Raw genomic sequence first — 21,215 nt, forward strand, 5'->3', positions numbered from 1 at the left:
GGCCGGGCGTGTCAGATCACCCGGTCATTGCCGCCATCTACCGGAATCTGCGCCCCCGTGGTGCGCGCGAATGTGCCGTCGCACAGGGCAACGACAGCCCGCGCCACATCGACCGACCGCACTTCGGCCCGCATCAGGTTGCGGGTCTTGTATTCCGCCACCGTCAACCCATACCGCATGGCCGAGGTGTTCAGCGCCTCTTCCGTCCAAAGCCGGGTGTCAAAAACTGCATCCGGATGCACCGCATTGACGGGGATGCCCATCGGCGCCAGTTCCAGCGCCGCAACGCGCATCAATTGCGTCAGCCCCGCCTTTGATACCGAATAGGCCCCCGCCCCCGGTGCGGCCACATTGCGCGACCCGATAAAGACAACCGCCGGGTCGACGCCATGGCGCAGGAACGGAACCGCCTGCTTCAACAGCTTGCGATGAGAGGTCAGGCTGACGGCCAGTGTGGCATCCCAGACGTCATCCATCAGATGCTCGATCGCGGCCCCGGTGCGAAAGATACCGACGTTCGAGACCAGAATATCCAGCCCACCATAGCCGCCAACCACCCGCGCCAGCGCCGCAGCAACAGCGGCCTCGTCGGTCATGTCAACGGCAATCTTGCCCGCAAGCGGCGGCAGGGGGGGCCTTGCGCCTTCGGCTTGGCTTGCTCCAGATCCCAATATTCCAGCGCGCAGATCTGGTTCGGTCAGATTCGCAAAGTGAATCCTTCAAAGCATTTGCGCAAAAGCGCCGCATGGACATATGGGGACACCTGTCCCAACCGATTTATGACTCCCCGTTTCTAGAACAGTTTGTAGTCTTTAGCGCGCCGCAGCGCCTCATCAGGGCTCTTTGCGAGAAGTATTTCATAAATCTCGTCAAATCGACCGCGAGTCACGTCTCGGGACACTCCCAACCTTGCTGCCAGCGCGTCGGCTGTGAGTCCCTGCGACATCGCGGACAGAACTTCTTTTTGATTTTCGTCGAGGCTCTTTGGCAATGCGGTCCTCTCGTGCAAATTGACCACGATCCGCCGAACCTGTGCGATCTCTGCGTTCGTCAATTCCCTATCAGACCGTCCGAATGAGCAGATCGACAATGCGTTGATTGGGCCATGCGCGACTGAGGCACCATAGGTCAGGCCAAATTCAGCCGCCTGGCGAAGCACTCTGAAAGGATCAATCAACAAGGGTGAGCTCCACCTGATGGCGCCACCGATCGTCATTGCCCAGGTCGTGATCGGATCGCGGAGCAGATAGCCGTTTTCCATATAACGATCGAGCCAAGCCTGCGGATAGGTCTTGAGCGCGAGGAGCGGTGACGTTCCGCGTATCCTCAGCGCAAGAAAGTAGCCGGAAGGGGCGATCTCGCCTATTTTGGCAGCCTCTGCCTCAATAGCGCCGAAAATATCCATGCGTGCCGCTCCGCCGCCAACTATTGTTTTATGAAGGCCACCATAGACTCGATTTGGGTTAGGTTTCCACCCATTGCCGTGTCGGCCCGCCGCCGCAGCGGGTGTTGGAGCAGATCGGGGCGGCGAAGCTCGGATCGTCCGGCTTCAGACCTAGGCAGCCTGTCGATGCTACTGCGCAGCCACATGCCAGCGCATCTGCACCGGTCCCCCTACCCTCCCCGCTCGCTCAGCCTTTCACCTGCCACCAGTTCGGCCATTTGGCCTTGTTCAGCGTCTGAGAACTGGCCTCGCTCTGATCAGCGAAACTGCATCGCCGGACACATTAAAGATGTGCCCGGGAGAGAGGGTCCCGGACACCAGTCGCCGCGCGGACACAGGGAGTGTATGAGGCGCGGAGTTCAGGTTTTGTTTGCCCTACATGACGCGGGCGTAGCGATGGCCGAACCAAACCTGAGACACAGGCTTCTAGCGCCTCGCGCAGTGAGCCGTTTGCTTACCCAGCCGTGCGAGTTGCACCAAAGTGTTCGTGCCTCATCGGGTCAAACCAGTGGCTGAGTCATGTACGCTTCCAACCTATTGCGCAGGGCATCAGGGATCGCGCAGCTTTGCCGGCTTGTCGCATCCATGAAAACCTCGATCACATCACAGCTTGCCAAAAGCGTACCTTCGGCATCGTGCATGTCGAACCGCAAGCCGACAGATTTCTGGCCAACCTTTGTCACCACGGCCGTGATCCGCCCGACTGTTCCTGCCAACGCCTCGTGCTTGAAGGCCGTTTTCACCTCCAGCGTGACGGGCATGGGCCTGCCATCGCCGGGGCGAAACCCGATGCCGTCCCAGAAGATAAAGGTCGCGTCGTCAAAGGCCCCGGCGTAGTGGCGGACGTTCAGATGGCCGAAATGATCGCAAAGCCAGGTATGGGCGACGAAGGAACTGACGACGCGCGTTTCCGTCATACCGCACCACGAAGGCCAAGGATCTGGCGCGCCTCATCGGGTGTTGCCACGTCGCATCCAAGATCGCGGATGATCCGTGCGGCCCGTTCGACCAGCTGGGCATTGGTGGCGAAGACGCCGCGTTCCAGATAGATGTTGTCCTCCAACCCGACGCGGCAATGCCCGCCAAGAATGGTCGAGAGTGCCACAATTTCCATCTGCCAGCGCGAGATGCCAAAGGCACTCCAGATCGCGCCCTCTGGCAGCAGGCTTTTCATGTAAAGCAGGCTTTGCGCATCGGCAGGGGCTGACCATTTCACGCCAAGGCAGATCTGGAACAGCGGCGGTGCATCAATGTGGCCGTTTTCCATCAGGCGACGGGCCAGCAGGATGTCACCGGGGTTGAACGCCTCGATCTCGGGCTTGGTGCCAGCCTTGCGGATCAACTCTGCCATGTCGCGCAGCTTGCCGGGTGTGTTCATGAAAATGCAGTCCGGGGCACCGGCGATGCCGCCCTCCAGGTTCATCGTTGTTGTGTCCAGCGTGCAGATTTCGGGCCGCATCTGGGCCACATGGCGCACCCGGTCCTCGGCGCTGGCAACGTCGGTGGTTGGATGGGCCACCGCTTCGTCTGCCGGATCGGGAACAAAGGTGGCCCCCATGCCGGTGGTCAGGTTGATGACGACATTCGTGTTCTCGGCACGGATACGCTCAACAATCTCGCGAAAGACGGCGGGCGAGCGGTCGCTCTCGCCCGTGGCGGGGTTGCGCCCGTGGATATGAACAACCGAGGCGCCCGCCGCAGCGGCCTCAAGGCTCGACTTCGCGATCTGCTCGGGCGTCACGGGATAGTCGGGATAGCGCGGGTGGATTGGCCCGTCGCCAGTTACGGCGCATGTCAGAACGACCTTGCGTTTCATGGGTAGTCTCCTGTTTTGCAGATGATCTTCAGGCCAGTTCCGGCACGGTGCCAAAGCTGCGCCGTGTTTCTGACAGGGCCTTCAGCACGGCAATCAACTGGCTGTCGCGCTGTTGGCGCAGGGTCGCATAGTCTCGGCCGTCGATTTCTTCGGACAGGCCACTGACCAGCCGGTCGATGGTTTCGGGCGTCAACTGCGGCTTGCCCAGATCGTCCCACCATTCGGTATAGCTTTGGGTAAACTGTTCGCAGTAGGCGCGCAGACCACCCGCACCGCCCCCCAGATGCAACAGCATATGCGGCCCCATGATCGCCCAGCGCAGGCCCGGCCCGGCCCAGACGGCAGCATTTACATCCTCGACCGAGGCAACGTCGCTTTCGACCAGATGGATCGCCTCGCGCCAGATGGCGGCTTGCAGACGGTTCGCCACATGGCCCATCACCTCGCGCTTGAGGATGATCACCACCTTGCCGCAGCTTTCATAGAGTCGGCGGGCCGTTGGCAACACATCCGCATCTGTCTGGTCATTCGCATATAGCTCTACCAACGGCACCAGATGCGGCGGGTTGAACGGATGTCCGATGATCACCCGGCCCGGATTGCTCCAGCCAGCCTGAAGGTCGGACAGTTTCAGCCCTGACGAGCTTGTCGCCACGATGGCCGTAGGCTTCAGAAGCGGCTCCATCTCTCCGTAAAGGGCTCGCTTCATGTCCAGACGTTCGGGGATGCATTCAAAGACGAAATCGGCATCCCGCAAAGCGTCGGATAGCGATGTGCAGATGCGATAGTCCGGCTGGCAGTCCGGGTCGGCAAGGCCAAGCTCGACCAGCGCGGGCTTCACGCTGGTCCAGAAGTCCTGAAACGCTTCGCCGGCTTCCGGGCGAGTATCAAAGATCGCAACCTTGCGTCCGGTTGCGGCCATCATGGCGGCCCAGCTGCATCCGATAAGGCCCGTTCCGATGATTGCAATATTGGGGAGTTGGCCCCCGTGTCTGATGTCATCTCGTGCCAATGCAGTCTCCATTGATATCTGATCAGATTTTGCACTTGGTGCAGTGATCAGGATTGAGGTCTTCATGCGCCATGGGCGCCCGTTACAGTCCTAGGTAGGCGCGCCGGATGCTTTCGTCGGCTTTCAAAGTCTTGGCTTCGCCAGACATGGTGATATGGCCAAGTTCCATCACATAGGCATCCAGGGCGGCATCCAGGGCCAGGTTGGCGTTCTGCTCGACCAACAGGACACCGCATTTGTTTTCTTGGGAAATCTTCGTGATGGTATCTATGACCTCACGCACGATCAGCGGTGCCAGACCGATCGACGGCTCATCGAACAGGTAGAACTTTGGCCGCGACATGATCCCGCGCCCGATTGCGATCATCTGTTGCTGACCACCACTGAAGTTCCGCGCGATGCGGTGGCGGTTGCCCTTCAGAACCGGGAAGTAATGGAACACCTTGTCCAGATCGTCCCGGATACCGGCGGCGTCGCGGCGCAGGTTTGCGCCGGTCAGCAGGTTATCCAGCACGGACATGTAGGGGAAAAGGCCCCGGCCTTCGGGCACATGGCAAAGCCCCATGCCGACGATCTCTTCGGGCGGCTTGCCAATGATGCTGACGCCATCAAAGCGGATATCGCCACACGCAGGACGCACAAGCCCAGAAACAGCTTTCAGAAGGCTGGACTTACCGGCCCCATTTGCCCCGACGATGGTGGTGATGATATCGCCACGCGCGGTCAGAGACACATCTTCCAGCGCGATGACGCCAGAGTAGTCGAGGGTCAGGTTCGAGACTGTCAGCATCAGGCCGCCTCCGTTCCAAGATAGGCCTTGATCGTGGCCGGGTCGCGGCTGATCTCGGCGGGGCTGCCTTCGGCCAGAAGAGTGCCGTAACTCAGCACCGTGATCCGGTCGCAGGCCTGCATGATGGCCTTCATGTCGTGTTCGATCAGCAGCAGCGTCAGCCCTTCAGCCCGGATGCTGCGCAGAATATCCATCAGCTGCACCTTCTCGGCGGGGTTCAACCCGGCCAAGGGTTCATCCAGCATCAAAAGCCTTGGCCCGGTTGCCAAGGCGATGGCGACCCCAAGGATCTTTTGCGTGCCACCCGGCAGATCGGCGGCAATGGTATGGGCCAGATGGCCGATACCGAACCGTTCAAGTATTGCATCGGCGGTGCGGCCATGGTCGGCCTCTTCGCTGCGCGCGGACCCAAGATGCAGCATCCGGTGCAGCACGCTGGTTTGAACGCGGTTGCGGCTGGCCACCACCAGATTGTCGCGCAGCGTCAGATTGGCGAAATTGCTGGTGTTCTGAAAGGTCCGCGCAATCCCCAACCGCGAGATATGGTGTGGAGCCAGGCCGGTCACTTCGCGGTCACCCCAGAAAACCTTGCCCGCATTCGGCTGTAAAAAGCCGGTGGCCAGATTGAAGAACGTGGTCTTGCCCGACCCGTTCGGACCGATCAGCCCGTGGATCGTGGCCTCGGCCACCTCGAAGGATACGCGGTCCAGTGCAGTCAGGCGCCCGAAACGCCGTGTCAGATCATGCACGCGAAGCATCGTCACCCCTCCGATAGGTTGCACCCAATGATTTGCCGTTGACGAGCCGCGTCAGAACGCGGCGCGCCAGCCCCTCCAGCCCCGAAGGGATGAACAGCACGGTGAAGATGATGATCAGTCCCCAGAACAACGGAACCAGCTGGTTCGCACCCGTCAGCGCCTCTTCGATCACGGTCAGAACCAACAGGCCGATGACTGGCCCCCAGAAGGTGCGGTTACCGCCGATGATCACCGCCGCGATGATCTTGAACATGAACTGCGCGGTGAAATCGGTGGGGGCAACGAACCCGTTGTAGGCGGCAAACAGCGACCCGGCACATCCGGCAAAGAACGACCCGACACAGAAGGCCAGCATCTTCAGCGCAAAGCCGTTGATCCCAACCGCCGCAGACAGGTTTTCATTCGACGCCATCGCCTTGATCGTGCGGCCGGTCCTGCTGATGTCAAAGACATAGAGCAGCCCCCCACTGATCACGCAGATCGCCAGAACCAGAAGGTAGAAGTTCACCGGATCGTAAAAACTGAGCCCGAACAGATCCTCGGGCGGGGCCAGAAAGGGGATGCCCTCGATCCCGCCGAAGGTACCGCGAAACTGGATGAAGCATTGCCGTATCGCCTCACCGGCAGCGAAGGTGCTGAGGAAGAAGTAAAACTGCCGTGTCCGCATCACCGGGACAGCGATGATCAGGGCCAGACCCGCCGCCACGATGCCCGACAGGGGCAGGATCGCCCAGAACGACAGGCCCAGATGCGATTGCAGCAGCGCCATGGTATAGCCGCCAATCGCCAGCATGGTGATGTGGGCAAAGGACCATCCCCCCATGCTGGTCACGGTACGATAGCTCATCACCAGGATCAGGTTGATCAGGAACAGAACGCCGATGCCGGTGTAATAGGCCGATGCTGCGAACGGGAAAGCCGCCAAAGCCGCAAGAAAGGCAAGCGTCAGCAGCAGGCTGACACGCCCCGATATCCGGCTCCCCACCGACGGATCTCTCTGCACTTGTCCCTGATCCAGCGGCGGTGCCTCGCGCCCCAGCAGGCCGCGCGGAAAGAACGTCAGCACGCCCAGCATGATCACGGTATCGATGATGATCACATACTGGCCAAAGCCAAGGGTCGTGACGATGCTGTCGATCAGCCCGAACAGCGTGGCCGCCAGAATGGCACCGGGAATGCTGCCCAGGCCACCCACGATAACCACGATGAAGGCCTTCCAGATCGCCTCCAGTCCCATATAGGGGCTGACGTTGATCACGCTGGCCATCAGAACACCGGACAGTGCGGCCATGGCCGCGCCAATGGCCATTGTCACCATGCGCACTCGGCGCAGGTTGATACCCTGAAGCAGCGCCGCATTGCGGTCTTGCGAGGCGGCGCGCACGGCGCGGCCCCCGGAAGTTCGGGCAAGGAAATACCAAAGCGCCACCATCATCACGAGGCCACACAGGATCACCACCAGCCGCTGCCATGTCAGGGTGCCGCCGAAAATCTCTATCTGGCCAGGGATCATAACCGGCAGGCTTTTTGAAACCACGCCAAAGCACAGGACAACCAGCGCCTGAAGCACATAGGACAGGCCAAGCGAAGCGATGAAGCCGCCGAAGGCGTCCTTTGACGTTGGCTCAAAGATCGCCCGTTCCACCAGAATACCCATAACGGCGCCCACCAGCGGCCCCAGAACCAGCGCGCCCGCGAAAACCAGCCATAGCGGCACACCCGGCAACAGGGCGACCAGCATCCACAGCACGTAGCCGCCGACCATGAAGAACTCGCCATGAGCAAAATTGACGACCTTCATCACGCCGAACACCAGCGCAAGCCCCACCGCGAACAGCCCGTAGAACGCGCTGAGCGACAGGAAATTTATCAAAATCTGCATGAGATTGATGTCGAACATATCCACCTCGGGGTGCTGGCGGCTTCGGGGGTTGCCCCGCCCGGCAATGGACGGGCGGGGCTGAAGCGAAGGATCAGTGTGCCGGAGCCAGCGCGCGTTTGCGCGATTTGGCGGCGGTTTGCTGCGTATCCACGTCGACATCCATCACGAAGTAGCCATGCTTGCGCATGCTCAGCGTCGCAAAGGGCGGCACGACAATCGTGGTGTCGGGCAGAACAACCAGCGCAGGGCCGGGAACCGTCATGCCATATTGCAGCTTGTCGCCATCATAGATCGGCATATCGACCACCTCGCCGCCGCCGAAATAGGCCTTGCTGGTGGTCAGCATGGCCGAAATCGGGGTGGCCTCGGTCGATTTCGGACGCTCGGCCAGCACGATCTTTGGCCGCTGGAACGTCGCCATGTTGCGCCACATCAGGAATTCGACATCCGACGCGGGGTCGTTTGTCTTGTAGCGTGCAAGATAGGCTGCGTGGAACGCCTGGGTGATCTGGTCAAGGATCGCCTGCGTAATCTTGCCGTTGTCCAGCGTGATCGGGATTTCAAGTTCGGTGGTCTGCATCGGGTAGCGTGCCGATACGAACAGTTCGAACTTCTGGTCTTCGGGCTTGATACCCATGCGGGTCAGGAAATCAGACCCCTTGCCCGTGATGCTGGAAACGGCGGTATTAACGCCGTCAAAGTCAAAGGCCCCGGTGTCTGAGTATTTCGAGACCACCTCGCTCATGGCGATGGCCGCGTTGTTCGCACCAAAGGCGCAAAGGACCGAGGTTTCGCGCGGCAGGACGATTTTCTTGATACCCATCTCGCGGGCAAGGAAGGCTACCGGAACCGCCGTGGCACCGCCGCCGGTGACCAGCGCGAATTCGCGCGGATCGACACCCCGGCGGATGGTCATGTCCAGAATGCCGCCCAGCATGTTTTCATTCACCACCTGGGTGATGCCCAGCGCGGCATCCTCAACGCTGATGCCCAAGGGATCGGCGATGTAGTCCTTGACCGCTTTCACAGCCAGTTCACGGTCGATCTTCATCCGCCCGTTCAGGAAATGCTCGGGGCTGATATAGCCCAGAACCACATAGGCGTCGGTCACGGTCGGCTCGACCCCGCCGCGCATGTAGCAGGCCGGGCCGGGAACCGCCTCGGCGCTGCGGGGGCCGACCTTGATCAGGCCCTTGTCGATTGTGGCGATCGAGCCGCCGCCCGCGCCAAGCGTGGCAATCTCGATGGAGGCAACACCCGTTGGGTGGTTCAAGATGCGGCCGTCCTTGGTGGTGGTGATCTGACCTTCCAGCACGGTCGAAACGTCGAAACTGGTGCCGCCCATATCGACGGTAATACAGTTCGGGATGCCCTCGATCTCGCTGAAGTAATACCCCGCCTCGGGCGCCATCGACGGGCCAGAGAACAGCATGAACACCGGCTTTTTCGCCACTTCAGAGATGGGAACAACGCCGCCATTCGACACGACGATCAGGGTTTCACCCCGAAAGCCGCGATCTTCCAGCTTGCCTTGCAGGTTGCGCAGATAGCGTGACACCTTGGGCTGCAACATCGCGTTCAGCACTACGCAGCTGGTGCGATAATATTCGCGGATGATCGGCTGGATGTCCGAGCTGATGCAGTAATCGACGCCCGGCCATTCCTCTTCGATGATCTCGGCGATGCGGCGTTCATGGGTATCATTGACGATGGACCACATGGTGCAGACGGCGATGGCCTCGACGCCCCATTCCTTAAGCTGACGCACCTCGGCGCGCACTTCGTCTTCGTTCAAGGGAACCAGAATGTTGCCTTGAGAGTCGATCCGTTCCGTCACCTCGCGGCACAGATAGGGGCGGATCAGGGGTTTGTTCGGCTCCATCTTGTAGTCGAACATCGTCTGGCGGCGCCCTTCGCCGCGCCACAGGATGTATTTGGTGCCACGGGTGCAGATCAGCCCGGTCTTGGCGCCGCTCATCTCGATGATGGTGTTGGTTGCCGTGGTTGACCCATGGCAGAACACCGCCGTTTGCGACAGCAATTCCTGCAAGGTCAGGTTCAGCCCTTCGGCCGCCAGCGTCATCGCGTTGAGGATGCCAACCGAACGGTCCTCTGGTGTGGTGGGCGACTTGTGGCTGCCAAGCTGGGTAAAGGTTTCGGATTCTGCGATGGTCAGGTCGGTGAACGTGCCGCCGACATCGACGCTGATGCGGTATTTCATGGTCGTATCCTTCCGTTTGCTCAGACTGCGGCGGCGAGTTGGGCGCGCAGGGCCTTCGTCGCGGCTTCGTCCACCGCATAAAGTTCGGACTTGGTATCCAGAACGACGCCGTAAAGGTCGCTTGCTGCTTTCAGGGAAATGAAGCCGTCGCGGGCATCGTCGCGCACTTGCGCCGGATCACGCTCCAGCGGGTTGCCGAAGCCGCCACCGCCGCCGGTCTTGGCGTACCAGTGCTGATCGCGGTGGCAGATCGTCTCGCCCATGTTTTCCAGACGGGCTTCCACATTCTGCGTCTCGGCATCCAACAACCAGTGGTCGGCAACCGTGCCACCTTCGCCACCATAAAGGCCAAAGGCGGGCCAGGTGTGACCCACACCGCAGTAGATCAGCTGCATATCATGGTCGATGGGTTGCAGGCGGTGTGACATGGCGATGCCGCCGCGCCATTTGCCCGCGCCACCCGAATCCTGTTCAGCCTTCACCTCCCAGATGATGCGGGGAAGGGATTGTTCATGAATTTCAAGGGATTCGTAACCCATGTTGCCCATGATGCAATGGCCGAACATATGGGGCAGACCGTCAAACCCTTCGGTTGCACCGGCGGCACTGGCGGCCAGATAATGCAGGTGGCCATAGGGTTGGTTACCCTTGCGCGGGTCCACCCCTGCCCCGGTGTGGTTGGCGGCCGGGTGTTCGCCCATGCCAGCAAGCGCGCGATGCGGCAGCACCTTGGCCCAGGTCTTGAACACAAGGTTGGTAACCTCATCATTCAGACCGACGGTCGCCACCTCGGTGCCGACAGGCCAGCGCGGAATGCCGGCCAGCGCCCCTTCGCGCTGTTTCACGCGAATCCGGTCCAGCGCGCCGCTGTTATAGGGCAGGTCCGGCGACAGGACGGGCAAGGTGCCCTGAATGGCCGAACAGCGGCAGGTCGCGTAGGACAGGTTATAGCTGAAATCGATCTGGTCGGGCATTTCCGAATAGTCAAAGTCGATATAGCCTTCGTCCGGGTCGATGGTCAGGGTCATCTTGAAGTCCAGCGGTTCGTCGATGTATCCCTTGAAACATTCGGTCTTCAGCGTCTCGGTGACGGTGATCTTGGGTAGCTTGGCGATTTCCTCGCGCATCGCGCGCTCGCCATAGCGCAGCGATTCCGTCAGGCAACCCTTGAACGTGTCATAGCCGAACCGCTTGCACAGATCCTGCACCCGCGACTCCGCGACCCAGAGCGAGGAAAGCTGTGCGAGAAAGTCGCCGTGCCACTGCTGGGGATAGCGGAAGTTATAGGCGATGAAGCGCACCAGATCGGTGATCGGCTTGTGGTCACGGCACAGGCGCACGCCGGGGAAGTGGAAGCCTTCCTCGTAGATGTCCTTGGCAAAGGGGTCCATGCTGGTGGGCAGATGCGCGCCAATGTCCAGAAGGTGGCACTTGGAACAGGCCCAGGCGACGATCTTGCCCTCATAGAAAATGGGCGCGAACATGGTGAAATCGCCGACATGGCTGTTGCCGGCATAGGAGGCGTTGTTCAGGAAAACATCGCCTTCCTTGATGTCATCGCCAAAGGCGCGGATGACAAAACGCAAGGGCGGGCTCATCGTGCCGACATGGACGGGGATACAGTCCACCATCGACAGGATCGAGGCGCCATAGGTGTCCAGCAGGCAGCAGGTGAAATCCTTGGCGCCATGCAGGATAGGGTTGCGCGCCGTCGCCAGAATGGTTTCGGTCATCTCGGTCATGATGCCCTCAATCCGGGCATGGACGACCGAGAAGGTCACCGGATCAACCTGATCCAGCCCGGTATCCAGCGCACCGGGCAGACCGGCAATCTCGTCCGGACGGATCGGATCTGCAAAAAGTTCGGTCTTGTAGGGCGGAATGAGAATGTCGTCTCTGGCCAAGGTTGCCTCCGTCAGTTGGATAAAGTTCGTTGGTGACGCGCCCGGTCTGGGCGCGCCTTGGACGTTTCATCACTGGTCACTTGACCTGTGGTGTCAGATTTCCGTCATTTCGTGCTGCTTCAGCACGGGAAGGGCGGCATCCTTGTGCTCGGCCCACCAGTCATAGTCGTTGACCACACCCGACAGGGACAAGCCTTTGTCCTTGATCACATATTTCGGCGTGGGCGTAAGCAGGTGATGGTTCACGCCAAAGATATCGGCACCGGACCAGGCCGATTTTCCATAGATCGGGTGGTCGATCTCGGTCATGCCATACAGCGTGTTCATCACGTCCTCAGGCGCGACCGTGGGGCTTTGCGCAAAGGCGGCGTCCAGCGTTGCCATGGCCGAATAGGTCAGGCCGGCAAAGCCGATCCAGTCCGCCGCGCCAAACTTGTCCACATAGGTCTTGTACATCTGATGCGCCTTGTCCGAGAAGGTCGGCTCCATCGCATCGACGCCAAAACCACCGTAAACCCGGCCTTCCAGAGCTGTAAGGTCAACCCGCTGCGCAATCTGCGGCAGATCCCAGGAGTGCGACATCCACACCCCGTTGAACCCCAGCGACTGCGCGGTTTCCAGCAGGATCGCCTGTTTGCCGGGCGGCAGGTCGGAATAGAAAATCGCATCCGGCTTGGTCTTCATCACAGCGCCCAGCAGCGGGAAGTAATCGGTCATGTTCGGGTCGAACAGCTCGTTATAGACGATCTCGATATTCCCGCTGGCGACAGCGGGCGCACAGCCCGCAGCCGTATAGCCCCGCCCGGCCAAGCCGAAAGAGTTATCGGTGAACATCAGGGCAACGCGCTTGATCTCGGGGTGCTGCTCCAGCACATGCGAAACAAGGCCCAGAAACGCGGTCGGAGAGCCGGTGATCCCCCCCATCAGATAGGGGAAATCGGCGCTCATGAAACCGCCGCCGTAGGAGTTGGTCAGCACCCCGTTTTGCGTGGCAAAGCGGGCAATCGCCTTGCGAGAGGCGGGCGTATACGTCTGGAACATGTATTTGCAGCCATCTTGCAGCACAGCGCTGCGAAAGGCGGTCAGCTCTTCGTTCGGGTAAAAGCAGACGTTGGTATAGGCGGAATAGTCGATCATGTGACGCTCGCCATCGCCACACAGGATGCCCCCCAGGGCATTGTGCTCATCGGCCCAGATCTGGCCGGCGCGGGTGATCGGAATGCCCCACTGGGCGCATTCACCCTCTTGCGGCGTCACCATACCCATCTTGATACGTTCCGGCTCGGCGGCAAAGCCGCGTGATCCGATAAGCGTCGGCGCGGCAAGCCCTGCCGCCCCAGCCATCCGCAAGAAATGCCGCCTCGTTTGGGCAAGCCCATTCTGTTTGGTCATCGCTGTAAATCCCTATTGATTTTGGCTGCGCCGTGTTCGGTCACGGTTCGTGTTCAGTCAGCCTAGGGGCAGTTTCGGCCAGCCGTCAACAATAAATGATATCTGATCAGATATTTTATTTTGACCGTTTGCTCAGCCCAAAAGCATGCTAAGAATCTCAGAGAGGGGTGATCGAAATGATTTGTGGTCGAGCGTCGGCAACCAGTACCGCTTGGCTAAACTGCTGTACTGAAGCAGCATCTGGCGGCGTGCGGCGAGCCGAAACAGGCAACGAAGGCCGCCGTGAAAGCACCCCAATCGATTGAAAGCAAGGAGAAATAGAAGTGAAAGCGCGTTCCGGTACCCTTCCTACCTTTCAGCCTCGAAACGTCATTTCCGACCCCGATCATGTGTATAGCGAGATGAAGCAAGGCTTCATGATCGGCGAGTTCGAACCGGGTCAGCGCCTGACGTTGCCAGAGATTGCTGCGGCGTTCGGAACCAGCCAGATGCCCGTTCGTGAGGCGACGAGTCGTCTGGTGGTCGCGCGGGCCATCGAGGCCCTTCCCCGCCGTTCGCTTAGGGTTCCAGAAGCCACCGTCGAACGGCTCGAATCCCTCTTGCCCCTGCGCCTGCATCTGGAGGGCGAGGCCGCGCGGCTGGCAGCAACGCGCGCCGATGTTGGAATGGCAGACGAACTGACCCTCATTGATGAAGAGATGCGGAGTTTCGTGCCGCTGGCGGATACGAAAACCTACCTGCGCCTCAATCAGAAGTTCCATTTCACGCTGTATCGCGCCTGCGACAATGAGGATCTTGTCGATCTCATCGAGCTCTTGTGGATGCGCTACGGCCCGCTGATGAACATCGTCCGCACCGGCGGCCTGTCGAAAAGCGGTCAGCTTCGCCACTCGGAGATCATTGATGCTTTGAGAAAACGTGACGCCGATGCGCTGGAAAAATCTGTGCGGGCTGACATTGCAGAAGCAGCAGAGGCGATCCGGGAAGCAATCAGATAATCATAAACCATTGCAAGTGATCAGATGAACCTTGGATCGGACAAGGTTCACGTCATCTAGCGCCAGAAAACCTGATCTTCCAACCTGCATCATACCCAAAATAAGCCGCCGATCCGGCCAAGTGGCTGATGGTATAGTCACGACACCCATGGGCCAAAGGATCTGCCCGTGTCGTGGCAGATGGCGCAGCGCGCCCTCCCATCTCTTCTTTTACCGCCTCCAGCCCGGAGAAAATTATTCCAAAACTGCCCTTAAAAATGCCAAAGATTCTCCTTTGCAATACTCGACCTTATCTGTCGATATTAATGACAAGACAACGGCCAAGCCCGGACAGGAGAAAAGCCATGCCCTTCGCCCCGCGTTCCAACGCCCGTGCTGCAACGGATGCCGCCGATGCCGCCGCCTCGCATCAGGCGCTTTGTGCGGTCCAACTGATCGACCGGCGCACTGGCAGCCTTCATCGCGTGAACGGTCGCCCGCTGCTGATGCTGACGCGAAAGCCTCTGGATGCGGCGGCAGAGCTGATGTCCGGGCGTGACCCCGCCATCTGGGAAACCCGCACCGAGGCCATCGAGCAACTAGCCCGCCAACGCATCGCCCCTTTTCCCGCCCGCTAGGGCCCCGATATCGGAGACTTCCATGTTGAATATCCTTTCGCCAAAACGCCTGACTTTTACCCGCACCGCGCTGGTGGCATTTGCCCTTGTGGCCAGTTCGCTGGCCACGCCCCCTGCTGCAAAAGCCGAAACACTGCTGAACGTCAGCTATGACCCGACACGGGAACTGTACCGCGATCTGAATGCCGCCTTTTCCGACTGGTGGGTGGCACAGGGCAATCCTGCCGCCACGATCGAGGCCAGCCACGGCGGATCGGGCGCACAGGCCCGTGCCGTGATTGAGGGGCTGGATGCACAGGTTGTCACGCTGGCGCTGGCGGCCGACATCGACAAGATTGCCAAAGAGGGCAAGCTGCCCAAGGATTGGCAGTCAAAGCTGCCGCACAACTCCTCTCCCTATACCTCGACCATCGTGTTTTTGGTGCGCGAGGGAAATCCCAAGGGAATCAAGGACTGGGGCGATCTGATCGGTGACGGAGTCGAGGTGATCACCCCCAACCCGAAAACTTCGGGCGGTGCGCGCTGGAACTATCTGGCGGCCTGGGCCTGGGCGGAAAAGAACGGCAAAGACCCGCAAGAGTTTGTGAAATCGCTGTTCACCCATGTTCCGGTTCTGGACAAGGGCGCGCGTGATGCAACCACCACCTTCGCCCAGCGCGGTATTGGCGATGTGCTGCTGGCGTGGGAAAACGAGGCCTATCTTGCTCAGAAAGAACTTGGCGAAGACCAGTTCGACATCGTTGTGCCCTCGGTTTCCATTCTGGCCGAACCGCCGGTTGCCTTGGTGGAGGGCAACATTCATTCGGATGAACAGCGCAAGCTGGCCGAGGCCTATCTGAACTTCCTTTACACCCCCGAAGCGCAGGCGATCATCTTCAAGGATTACTATCGCGGCTGGGATACGTCGAAGGCCGATCCAGCGGATGTCGCGCGGTTCCCCAAGCTTGATCTGGTGACGATTGCCGACTTTGGAGGCTGGGGTGACGCGCAGAAAAAGCACTTTGCCGATGGCGGCGTGTTCGACCAGATCTATACCGCACCGTGAGCAGACTGATGGGCAGACCGCTGATCCACCGCTCCCCCATCCCTGGCCTTGGTGTCAGTGCGGGGATCACCCTGACGATGCTAACCCTCGTCGTGCTTCTGCCCATCGGCGCCCTTCTGTTGAAGGGCGCCACGGCCGGTTTTCCGGCCCTTTGGCACGAGGTGAACACCCGCCGCGTCTGGGGTGCGCTGTTCCTGTCGTTCCGGCTGTCGTTCTATGCGGCGCTGTTCAATCTGGTGTTCGGGGTCGCTCTGGCCTGGATTCTGGTGCGCTATCGGTTTTGGGGGCGGCGGCTGATCGACGCCGCGGTTGACCTGCCCTTTGCCCTGCCCACGGCCGTTGCGGGCATTGCGCTGACCGCCCTTTATGCCCCGAACGGGGCCTTTGGTGCCTTGGTCAAGGATCTGGGTTTCAAGATCGCCTATACCCCCCTTGGCATCTTTATCGCGCTGGTCTTTGTCGGTCTGCCCTTCGTCACCCGCACCGTCCAGCCAGTGATCGAAGAGATCGACCGAGAGGTCGAGGAGGCTTCGGCCACGCTTGGCGCAAGCCGCGCCCACACGATCCGCCATGTGATATTGCCCATGCTGGCCCCGGCCGCGCTGACCGGCTTCGCCCTGTCGCTGGCCCGCGCGGTGGGTGAATACGGCAGCGTCATCTTCATCGCGGGCAACCTGCCGATGAAGACCGAAATCGCGCCCCTGCTGATCGTGATCAAGCTGGAAGAGTTCAACTATGTCGGCGCCACGGCCATTGGTCTGGCCATGCTGGTGATCTCTTTCGCCATGCTGTTCGTCATCAATGTGGTTCAAGTCTGGAGCCGCCGGAGAATTGGCTATGTCTGATATGCCGCTGCGCACTTGGCGCCCCGTCACTACCGAGGCCCCGCTGTTTCGCACCGCGCTGATCGCGGTGGTTCTGGGCATTCTGGCCGTGCTTTTGTTCGCGCCGCTGATCACCGTGTTTTATGAGGCGCTGCGCAAGGGCTGGTTTGCGGCCATAACCTCGCTTGCCAACCCCGAGGCGCTGTCAGCGATCAAGCTGACGCTGCTGGTGGCCGCTCTGGCTGTGCCGCTGAACGCCGTCTTTGGTATCGCCGCCGCCTGGTTCATCACCAAGTATGATTTCCGCGGCAAGGCGTTTCTGATCACGCTGATCGACCTGCCGTTTTCGGTCAGCCCGGTGGTGGCGGGCCTGTGCATCGTGCTGACCTTTGGCGCCAACACGGCCTTTGGCGGCTGGCTGGTGGGCATGGGCTACCCCATCGTTTTCGCCTTGCCGGGAATCGTCCTCGCCTCGTTGTTCGTCACCTTTCCCTTTGTTGCGCGGGAACTGATTCCTGTGATGATCGAACAGGGCCGCGCCGAGGAAGAGGCGGCGCTGACCCTGGGGGCCAGCGGTTGGCGGGTGTTCCTGACCGTGACGCTGCCCAATGTCCGCTGGGCGCTGCTGTACGGTGTGCTTTTGGCCAATGCCCGCGCGATGGGCGAATTCGGAGCTGTAGCCGTTGTCTCGGGCAAGATCCGGGGTGTGACCGCCACCATGCCGATCACCATCGAGATGATGTACAATGAATACCTCTCGGTCGCGGCCTTTTCGCTGGCCGGGGTGCTGGCGCTGCTGGCGCTTGTTACTCTGGCGCTGAAAACCGCGCTTGAAATTGCCCACGCCGATGCGTTGGCCGCCAATCACCGTCATTGAAAGGACCGACCATGCGGATCGAGATCGACGAGATTTCCAAGCAGTTCGGCACCACCGCCGCCCTTATGCCGGTATCGCTGGCCATCCCCTCGGGTGCACTCGTGGCGCTGCTGGGGCCATCTGGTTCCGGCAAGACCACGCTGCTGCGCATTCTGGGGGGGCTGGAGTTTCCATCCTCGGGCCGGGTGCTGTTTGACGGGCAGGACGCCACGGGCCTGACGGTGCAAGACCGGCGCGCCGGGTTTGTGTTTCAATCCTATGCCCTGTTCCGCCATATGACGGTGTTTGAAAACATCGCCTATGGCCTGAACGCCCGGCCCCGCGCCAGCCGCCCGCCCAAGGCGGAAATTGCGCGCCGCGTGCAAAAGCTGCTGGATTTGATCCAGTTGCCAGACATCGGTGCGCGCTATCCCAGCCAGCTTTCCGGCGGGCAGCGGCAACGTGTGGCCTTGGCACGCGCGCTGGCCATCGAACCCCGGATGCTGCTGCTTGACGAACCCTTTGGCGCGCTGGATGCCAAAGTTCGTAAAGAGCTGCGGCAGGGCCTGCGCGACATCCATGACGAAACCGGCCTGACCACGGTTTTCGTGACCCATGATCAGGAAGAGGCGATGGAGCTGGCCGATCTGGTGGTTGTGATGTCCATGGGCCGGATCGAGCAGATCGGCAAACCCGCCGACATCCGCGCCCGGCCAGCCAGCCAGTTCGTGCGCGATTTCATCACGACGTAACGGGCGCCAGATCCAGCGCCATGACGTGGCGATACCTCTGCCCAGGATCAAGCCGGGCAGAGGGGAATTGCGGCTTGTTCGGGCTGTCGGGGAAGAACTGCGTCTCCAGCGCAAAGCCGCCAAACTGCCCGATTGGCTGGCCCCCCTTGCCGGGCAGGCTCTCGTCCAGGTAGCCACCAGAATAGAACTGAACGCCTGGGTTTGACGTCCAGATTGCGATGCGTCGGCCCGAGACCGGATCGACCGCTTCGGCGGCAGGGCGCAGCATTTCTCCGGCAAACGACTGCAAGGGTTCCGACAGACAAAAGTTGTGGTCAAACCCCATCGGCCCCGGCAGGCTTTGCCCGATCGGGCGCAGGGTGCGAAAATCAAACGGGCCACCTGCGACCGAAATCACCTCTCCGGTCGGGATCAGCGCATCATCGACAGCGGTGTAATGCGCGCCCGCGATCCGCAGGTGTTGCGCCATCACCGACCCGTGTCCAGCCATGTTGAAATAGGCGTGGTTGACCATGTTCACCACGGTCGGAGCGGTGGTTTCCGCCTCCATCACGATGCAGAACACCCCTTCCGAGTCAAAGCGATAGGTCACGCGTACCTCTAGCTGACCGGGGTAACCCATATCGCCGTCGGGCGACGTGTGAGCCAGCGTAACCGCGTGATCAGACGCGGCGCTGATGCGCCAGACCTTGCGATCAAAGCCTTGTGGGCCGCCATGTAGCTGGTTGGCCCCTTCGTTGCGGGTCAGGTCTATCACCCGGCCATCCAGCACAAACCGGCCCTGCCCGATCCGGTTGGAATACCGCCCGCAGGTGGCCCCGGCAAATGTGGTGCATGCCGCCCAATCCTCCAGCCGGTCATGGCCGACGATGATATCGGCCAACTGGCCCGTGCTGTCCGGCACATGCAGCGTGGCGAGGCGGGCGCCAAAGGTCAGGATACGGGCCGACAGGCCGCCGGGACCGGTCAGCGTAATTTCTTCAACACTTGCGCCCGCAATCTCACCCAGTGTTCTGATGTTCATGTCGCAGCCCCCCGGTTTCTTCCTGATAGAGCCTTCAGCCCGGCTGCAAGGCAAGCCCTACCGCGCGCATCTGGTCCAAGGCCATCGCCACGCGCGGCCATTCATGGGGCGCGGGCAGGCCAAGGCGCACAAGGCGGGGCGACCATGGGAAAATGCGGCTCCAGATTCGGTGGCTGGCAAGGTGGTCTTGCACGCGGGCGGCATCTGGGCTGTCATAAAGCCGGAACAACATGGTTCCGCCGGCAACCAGTAAAGGGCAAAGCATATCCAGCCGGGCGGCATCCTCGGCCAGTCGCGTTGCCGTTTGCACCTGCCAGACGCGGTCGCCCAGCGCCCGACACCCGACCTCGATTGCCGCACCGCTGACCGGCCAGGGTCCGGCCAGCGTCGACAGCCGCTCTACATCGGCCTCAGGACCCAGGGCAAAGCCCAGACGCAAGCCGGCCAGCCCGTAGAACTTGCCAAAGGACCGCAACACCCACAGGCCGGGCAAGCCGGTCTTCGCCGCCAAAGATTGCTGGGGATAGGGGTCGACAAAACTTTCATCGACGACAAGCTGGCCCACCTGAGGCAACAGCTCCAACAGGCGGGCGGAGGCGTGATGCTGACCGTCGGGGTTGTTAGGGTTAACCACCACTGCCAGATCGGCCCCGGCCAGATCGGCCAGTGTGGCCACCGCCTCCACCTGCCATCCCGCCGCCCGCAACGAGGCGGCATGTTCGTTATAGGTCGGCGAAAGCACGCGGGCACGACCGGGCACCCCAAGCCGGGGGATCAGCTGAATCGCCTGCTGCGCGCCCGACAGGGGCAGAATTGCCCCGCTGACACCCCACGCATCGCGCGCGGCGGCGACAAGGCGGGCCATGTCAGCGCGGGTCGGCAGGTCTGTCCAGGCGCGGGCGGGCAGGTTTGGCAAGGGATAGGGCACGCGGTTGATGCCTGTAGACAGATCAATCCAGTCTTGCGCCCCGCCCCCAAAGCGCGCCATCGCCGCATCCATATTGCCGCCGTGATCAAGCATCGCGTCCCCCTGTTCTGAACCGCATCACCTGCCGCCATCCTGCCTCCCGCAAAAGACTTTCGGCACCCGGCGGCACGGTACCCGGCGCAAACAGCAAGGCGCGCGCCGACCCGGTATGCGCAATTGAAAAGCCCAGCGCGCCAAGCCTGTTGGCCATCGCCTCGGTGCCATCATTCACCGGGCCACGCAGCGCCAGCGTCATGCGCGCCGACTGGCTGGCCAGCGCCGCCAATCGCGGCAGATCGCCCGAGGCCGCCCGCCAATCCTGCACAAGCGCGCCAATATCAGGAAAGTTGCTGTCAGAGGGATCGGTTCGCTGCGGGGTGCCACAAAACCCGCCCAAAACCTCCAGTCGCGGCAAGGCGAAAAATCGCTGCACCACTTGCCCCCGACGAGAGGCCCACAGAACCCCGCCGGGGTCGGGCAACATCAACGGATCGCTTGCCCCTTCGGCGGCCAGACAAGCCGCTGCAATCTGCCCTTCGGCTGCACCAAAGGCCCTTGCCAATGCCACCAGACCGGCGGTCGAGGCCCCTGCCCCGCCTCCCGGCGGCATGTTCACACGCAAAACGGCCCGCGCCGCGCCATCAACGCCCAACATGCGAAGGAAGCGCCGGGCCTGTGGCCAGGCCAGAACGCGCCCATCCGGCTGATGCAGTCCGGGCACGCCCGGCACCAGTTGTGCGGTCGCAGACAGCACCGGACACGGCAGCGTCACCAAAGCGACTGGCCCGTTTGGCCCCAGACGGCCTTGCAACAGCTCTCCAAAATGGCCAGTGACGCGAGCAAAGCCAGGGGCCTCTCCTGACGTTACGGCTGATTTCTGGCGCATTCGGACCCGGCCTTCAGGATTTTGACA

At 61.2% G+C, this 21,215-nt stretch carries 20 protein-coding genes; 6 read left to right on the plus strand and 14 right to left on the minus strand.

The window, feature by feature from the left end; all coding sequences use genetic code 11:
- Window positions 1–11: 11 nt before the first annotated feature.
- The 11 genes from JI744_RS12800 to JI744_RS12850 all read right to left on the minus strand — a co-directional run bounded on the left by JI744_RS12800 (window position 12) and on the right by JI744_RS12850 (window position 13,171).
- On the minus strand, window positions 12–596 hold the full coding sequence (locus JI744_RS12800; RefSeq protein WP_202661529.1) for an SDR family oxidoreductase: 585 nt from the start codon (window positions 594–596) through the stop codon (window positions 12–14).
- 197 nt (window positions 597–793) lie between these two features.
- Window positions 794–1,405, minus strand: coding sequence for an autoinducer binding domain-containing protein (locus tag JI744_RS12805; RefSeq protein WP_202661530.1), 612 nt, complete (start codon window positions 1,403–1,405; stop codon window positions 794–796).
- Between the two features lie 539 nt (window positions 1,406–1,944).
- The gene (locus JI744_RS12810) at window positions 1,945–2,361 is read right to left on the minus strand and encodes an acyl-CoA thioesterase (protein WP_202661531.1); all 417 of its coding nucleotides are present in this window, start codon (window positions 2,359–2,361) and stop codon (window positions 1,945–1,947) included.
- The gene (locus tag JI744_RS12815) at window positions 2,358–3,260 is read right to left on the minus strand and encodes a BKACE family enzyme (RefSeq protein ID WP_202661532.1); all 903 of its coding nucleotides are present in this window, start codon (window positions 3,258–3,260) and stop codon (window positions 2,358–2,360) included. The genes JI744_RS12810 and JI744_RS12815 overlap by 4 nt, the downstream gene beginning before the upstream one ends.
- Before the next feature lie 28 nt (window positions 3,261–3,288).
- Entirely contained in the window at window positions 3,289–4,284 is a 996-nt protein-coding gene (locus JI744_RS12820) for a 3-hydroxyacyl-CoA dehydrogenase NAD-binding domain-containing protein (protein WP_202661533.1), read from the minus strand.
- A gap of 70 nt (window positions 4,285–4,354) precedes the next feature.
- Window positions 4,355–5,062 carry an ABC transporter ATP-binding protein gene (locus JI744_RS12825; protein WP_202661534.1) on the minus strand — a complete coding sequence of 236 codons (708 nt, stop codon included), beginning with the start codon at window positions 5,060–5,062 and terminating at the stop codon, window positions 4,355–4,357.
- Window positions 5,062–5,820 carry an ABC transporter ATP-binding protein gene (locus tag JI744_RS12830; RefSeq protein WP_202661535.1) on the minus strand — a complete coding sequence of 253 codons (759 nt, stop codon included), beginning with the start codon at window positions 5,818–5,820 and terminating at the stop codon, window positions 5,062–5,064. The genes JI744_RS12825 and JI744_RS12830 overlap by 1 nt, the downstream gene beginning before the upstream one ends.
- Entirely contained in the window at window positions 5,804–7,702 is a 1,899-nt protein-coding gene (locus tag JI744_RS12835) for an ABC transporter permease (protein ID WP_202661536.1), read from the minus strand. Before JI744_RS12835 ends, JI744_RS12830 begins: the two co-directional genes overlap by 17 nt.
- A 91-nt stretch (window positions 7,703–7,793) precedes the next feature.
- Window positions 7,794–9,923 (minus strand): hydantoinase/oxoprolinase family protein, encoded by a 2,130-nt coding sequence (locus tag JI744_RS12840; protein WP_202661537.1) that lies wholly within the window; start codon window positions 9,921–9,923, stop codon window positions 7,794–7,796.
- A gap of 20 nt (window positions 9,924–9,943) precedes the next feature.
- The gene (locus JI744_RS12845; RefSeq protein ID WP_202661538.1) at window positions 9,944–11,827 is read right to left on the minus strand and encodes a hydantoinase B/oxoprolinase family protein; all 1,884 of its coding nucleotides are present in this window, start codon (window positions 11,825–11,827) and stop codon (window positions 9,944–9,946) included.
- Between the two features lie 93 nt (window positions 11,828–11,920).
- Entirely contained in the window at window positions 11,921–13,171 is a 1,251-nt protein-coding gene (locus tag JI744_RS12850) for an ABC transporter substrate-binding protein (protein ID WP_202661539.1), read from the minus strand.
- A gap of 371 nt (window positions 13,172–13,542) precedes the next feature.
- Here JI744_RS12850 and JI744_RS19340 point away from each other — a divergent pair, with 371 nt between their 5' ends.
- The 6 genes from JI744_RS19340 to JI744_RS12880 all read left to right on the plus strand — a co-directional run bounded on the left by JI744_RS19340 (window position 13,543) and on the right by JI744_RS12880 (window position 18,311).
- The gene (locus tag JI744_RS19340; protein WP_202661540.1) at window positions 13,543–14,217 is read left to right on the plus strand and encodes a GntR family transcriptional regulator; all 675 of its coding nucleotides are present in this window, start codon (window positions 13,543–13,545) and stop codon (window positions 14,215–14,217) included.
- A gap of 344 nt (window positions 14,218–14,561) precedes the next feature.
- Window positions 14,562–14,834 (plus strand): hypothetical protein, encoded by a 273-nt coding sequence (locus tag JI744_RS12860; protein ID WP_236019437.1) that lies wholly within the window; start codon window positions 14,562–14,564, stop codon window positions 14,832–14,834.
- A gap of 22 nt (window positions 14,835–14,856) precedes the next feature.
- On the plus strand, window positions 14,857–15,879 hold the full coding sequence (locus JI744_RS12865) for a sulfate ABC transporter substrate-binding protein (protein ID WP_202661541.1): 1,023 nt from the start codon (window positions 14,857–14,859) through the stop codon (window positions 15,877–15,879).
- Between the two features lie 8 nt (window positions 15,880–15,887).
- Entirely contained in the window at window positions 15,888–16,724 is an 837-nt protein-coding gene (gene cysT / locus JI744_RS12870) for a sulfate ABC transporter permease subunit CysT (RefSeq protein WP_202661542.1), read from the plus strand.
- Window positions 16,717–17,580 carry a sulfate ABC transporter permease subunit CysW gene (gene cysW, locus JI744_RS12875; protein ID WP_202661543.1) on the plus strand — a complete coding sequence of 288 codons (864 nt, stop codon included), beginning with the start codon at window positions 16,717–16,719 and terminating at the stop codon, window positions 17,578–17,580. Before cysT ends, cysW begins: the two co-directional genes overlap by 8 nt.
- An 11-nt stretch (window positions 17,581–17,591) precedes the next feature.
- Window positions 17,592–18,311: a sulfate/molybdate ABC transporter ATP-binding protein gene (locus tag JI744_RS12880; protein WP_202661544.1), complete on the plus strand. Its 720-nt coding sequence runs from the start codon at window positions 17,592–17,594 to the stop codon at window positions 18,309–18,311.
- Here JI744_RS12880 and JI744_RS12885 read toward each other — a convergent pair.
- The 3 genes from JI744_RS12885 to JI744_RS12895 are packed head-to-tail and all read right to left on the minus strand — an operon-like array spanning window position 18,301 to window position 21,188.
- Entirely contained in the window at window positions 18,301–19,335 is a 1,035-nt protein-coding gene (locus JI744_RS12885; RefSeq protein ID WP_202661545.1) for an aldose epimerase family protein, read from the minus strand. The two genes, JI744_RS12880 and JI744_RS12885, sit on opposite strands and share 11 nt — an antisense overlap.
- 34 nt (window positions 19,336–19,369) lie before the next feature.
- Window positions 19,370–20,356 (minus strand): threonine-phosphate decarboxylase CobD, encoded by a 987-nt coding sequence (gene cobD / locus JI744_RS12890; RefSeq protein WP_202661546.1) that lies wholly within the window; start codon window positions 20,354–20,356, stop codon window positions 19,370–19,372.
- On the minus strand, window positions 20,349–21,188 hold the full coding sequence (locus tag JI744_RS12895; protein ID WP_202661547.1) for a propanediol utilization protein: 840 nt from the start codon (window positions 21,186–21,188) through the stop codon (window positions 20,349–20,351). Before JI744_RS12895 ends, cobD begins: the two co-directional genes overlap by 8 nt.
- Window positions 21,189–21,215 lie beyond the last annotated feature (27 nt).

It is taken from the genome of Fuscibacter oryzae (genome assembly GCF_016765795.1).
Taxonomy (GTDB): domain Bacteria; phylum Pseudomonadota; class Alphaproteobacteria; order Rhodobacterales; family Rhodobacteraceae; genus Fuscibacter; species Fuscibacter oryzae.

Coding starts and splice junctions, on each gene's coding strand:
- JI744_RS12800 (WP_202661529.1), bottom strand. CDS start 596: ATGACCGACGAGGCCGCTGTTGCTGCGGCGCTGGCGCGGGTGGTTGGC.
- JI744_RS12805 (WP_202661530.1), bottom strand. CDS start 1,405: ATGGATATTTTCGGCGCTATTGAGGCAGAGGCTGCCAAAATAGGCGAG.
- JI744_RS12810 (WP_202661531.1), bottom strand. CDS start 2,361: ATGACGGAAACGCGCGTCGTCAGTTCCTTCGTCGCCCATACCTGGCTT.
- JI744_RS12815 (WP_202661532.1), bottom strand. CDS start 3,260: ATGAAACGCAAGGTCGTTCTGACATGCGCCGTAACTGGCGACGGGCCA.
- JI744_RS12820 (WP_202661533.1), bottom strand. CDS start 4,284: ATGGAGACTGCATTGGCACGAGATGACATCAGACACGGGGGCCAACTC.
- JI744_RS12825 (WP_202661534.1), bottom strand. CDS start 5,062: ATGCTGACAGTCTCGAACCTGACCCTCGACTACTCTGGCGTCATCGCG.
- JI744_RS12830 (WP_202661535.1), bottom strand. CDS start 5,820: ATGCTTCGCGTGCATGATCTGACACGGCGTTTCGGGCGCCTGACTGCA.
- JI744_RS12835 (WP_202661536.1), bottom strand. CDS start 7,702: ATGCAGATTTTGATAAATTTCCTGTCGCTCAGCGCGTTCTACGGGCTG.
- JI744_RS12840 (WP_202661537.1), bottom strand. CDS start 9,923: ATGAAATACCGCATCAGCGTCGATGTCGGCGGCACGTTCACCGACCTG.
- JI744_RS12850 (WP_202661539.1), bottom strand. CDS start 13,171: ATGGCTGGGGCGGCAGGGCTTGCCGCGCCGACGCTTATCGGATCACGC.
- JI744_RS12860 (WP_236019437.1), top strand. CDS start 14,562: ATGCCCTTCGCCCCGCGTTCCAACGCCCGTGCTGCAACGGATGCCGCC.
- JI744_RS12865 (WP_202661541.1), top strand. CDS start 14,857: ATGTTGAATATCCTTTCGCCAAAACGCCTGACTTTTACCCGCACCGCG.
- cysT (WP_202661542.1), top strand. CDS start 15,888: ATGGGCAGACCGCTGATCCACCGCTCCCCCATCCCTGGCCTTGGTGTC.
- cysW (WP_202661543.1), top strand. CDS start 16,717: ATGTCTGATATGCCGCTGCGCACTTGGCGCCCCGTCACTACCGAGGCC.
- JI744_RS12880 (WP_202661544.1), top strand. CDS start 17,592: ATGCGGATCGAGATCGACGAGATTTCCAAGCAGTTCGGCACCACCGCC.
- JI744_RS12885 (WP_202661545.1), bottom strand. CDS start 19,335: ATGAACATCAGAACACTGGGTGAGATTGCGGGCGCAAGTGTTGAAGAA.
- cobD (WP_202661546.1), bottom strand. CDS start 20,356: ATGCTTGATCACGGCGGCAATATGGATGCGGCGATGGCGCGCTTTGGG.
- JI744_RS12895 (WP_202661547.1), bottom strand. CDS start 21,188: ATGCGCCAGAAATCAGCCGTAACGTCAGGAGAGGCCCCTGGCTTTGCT.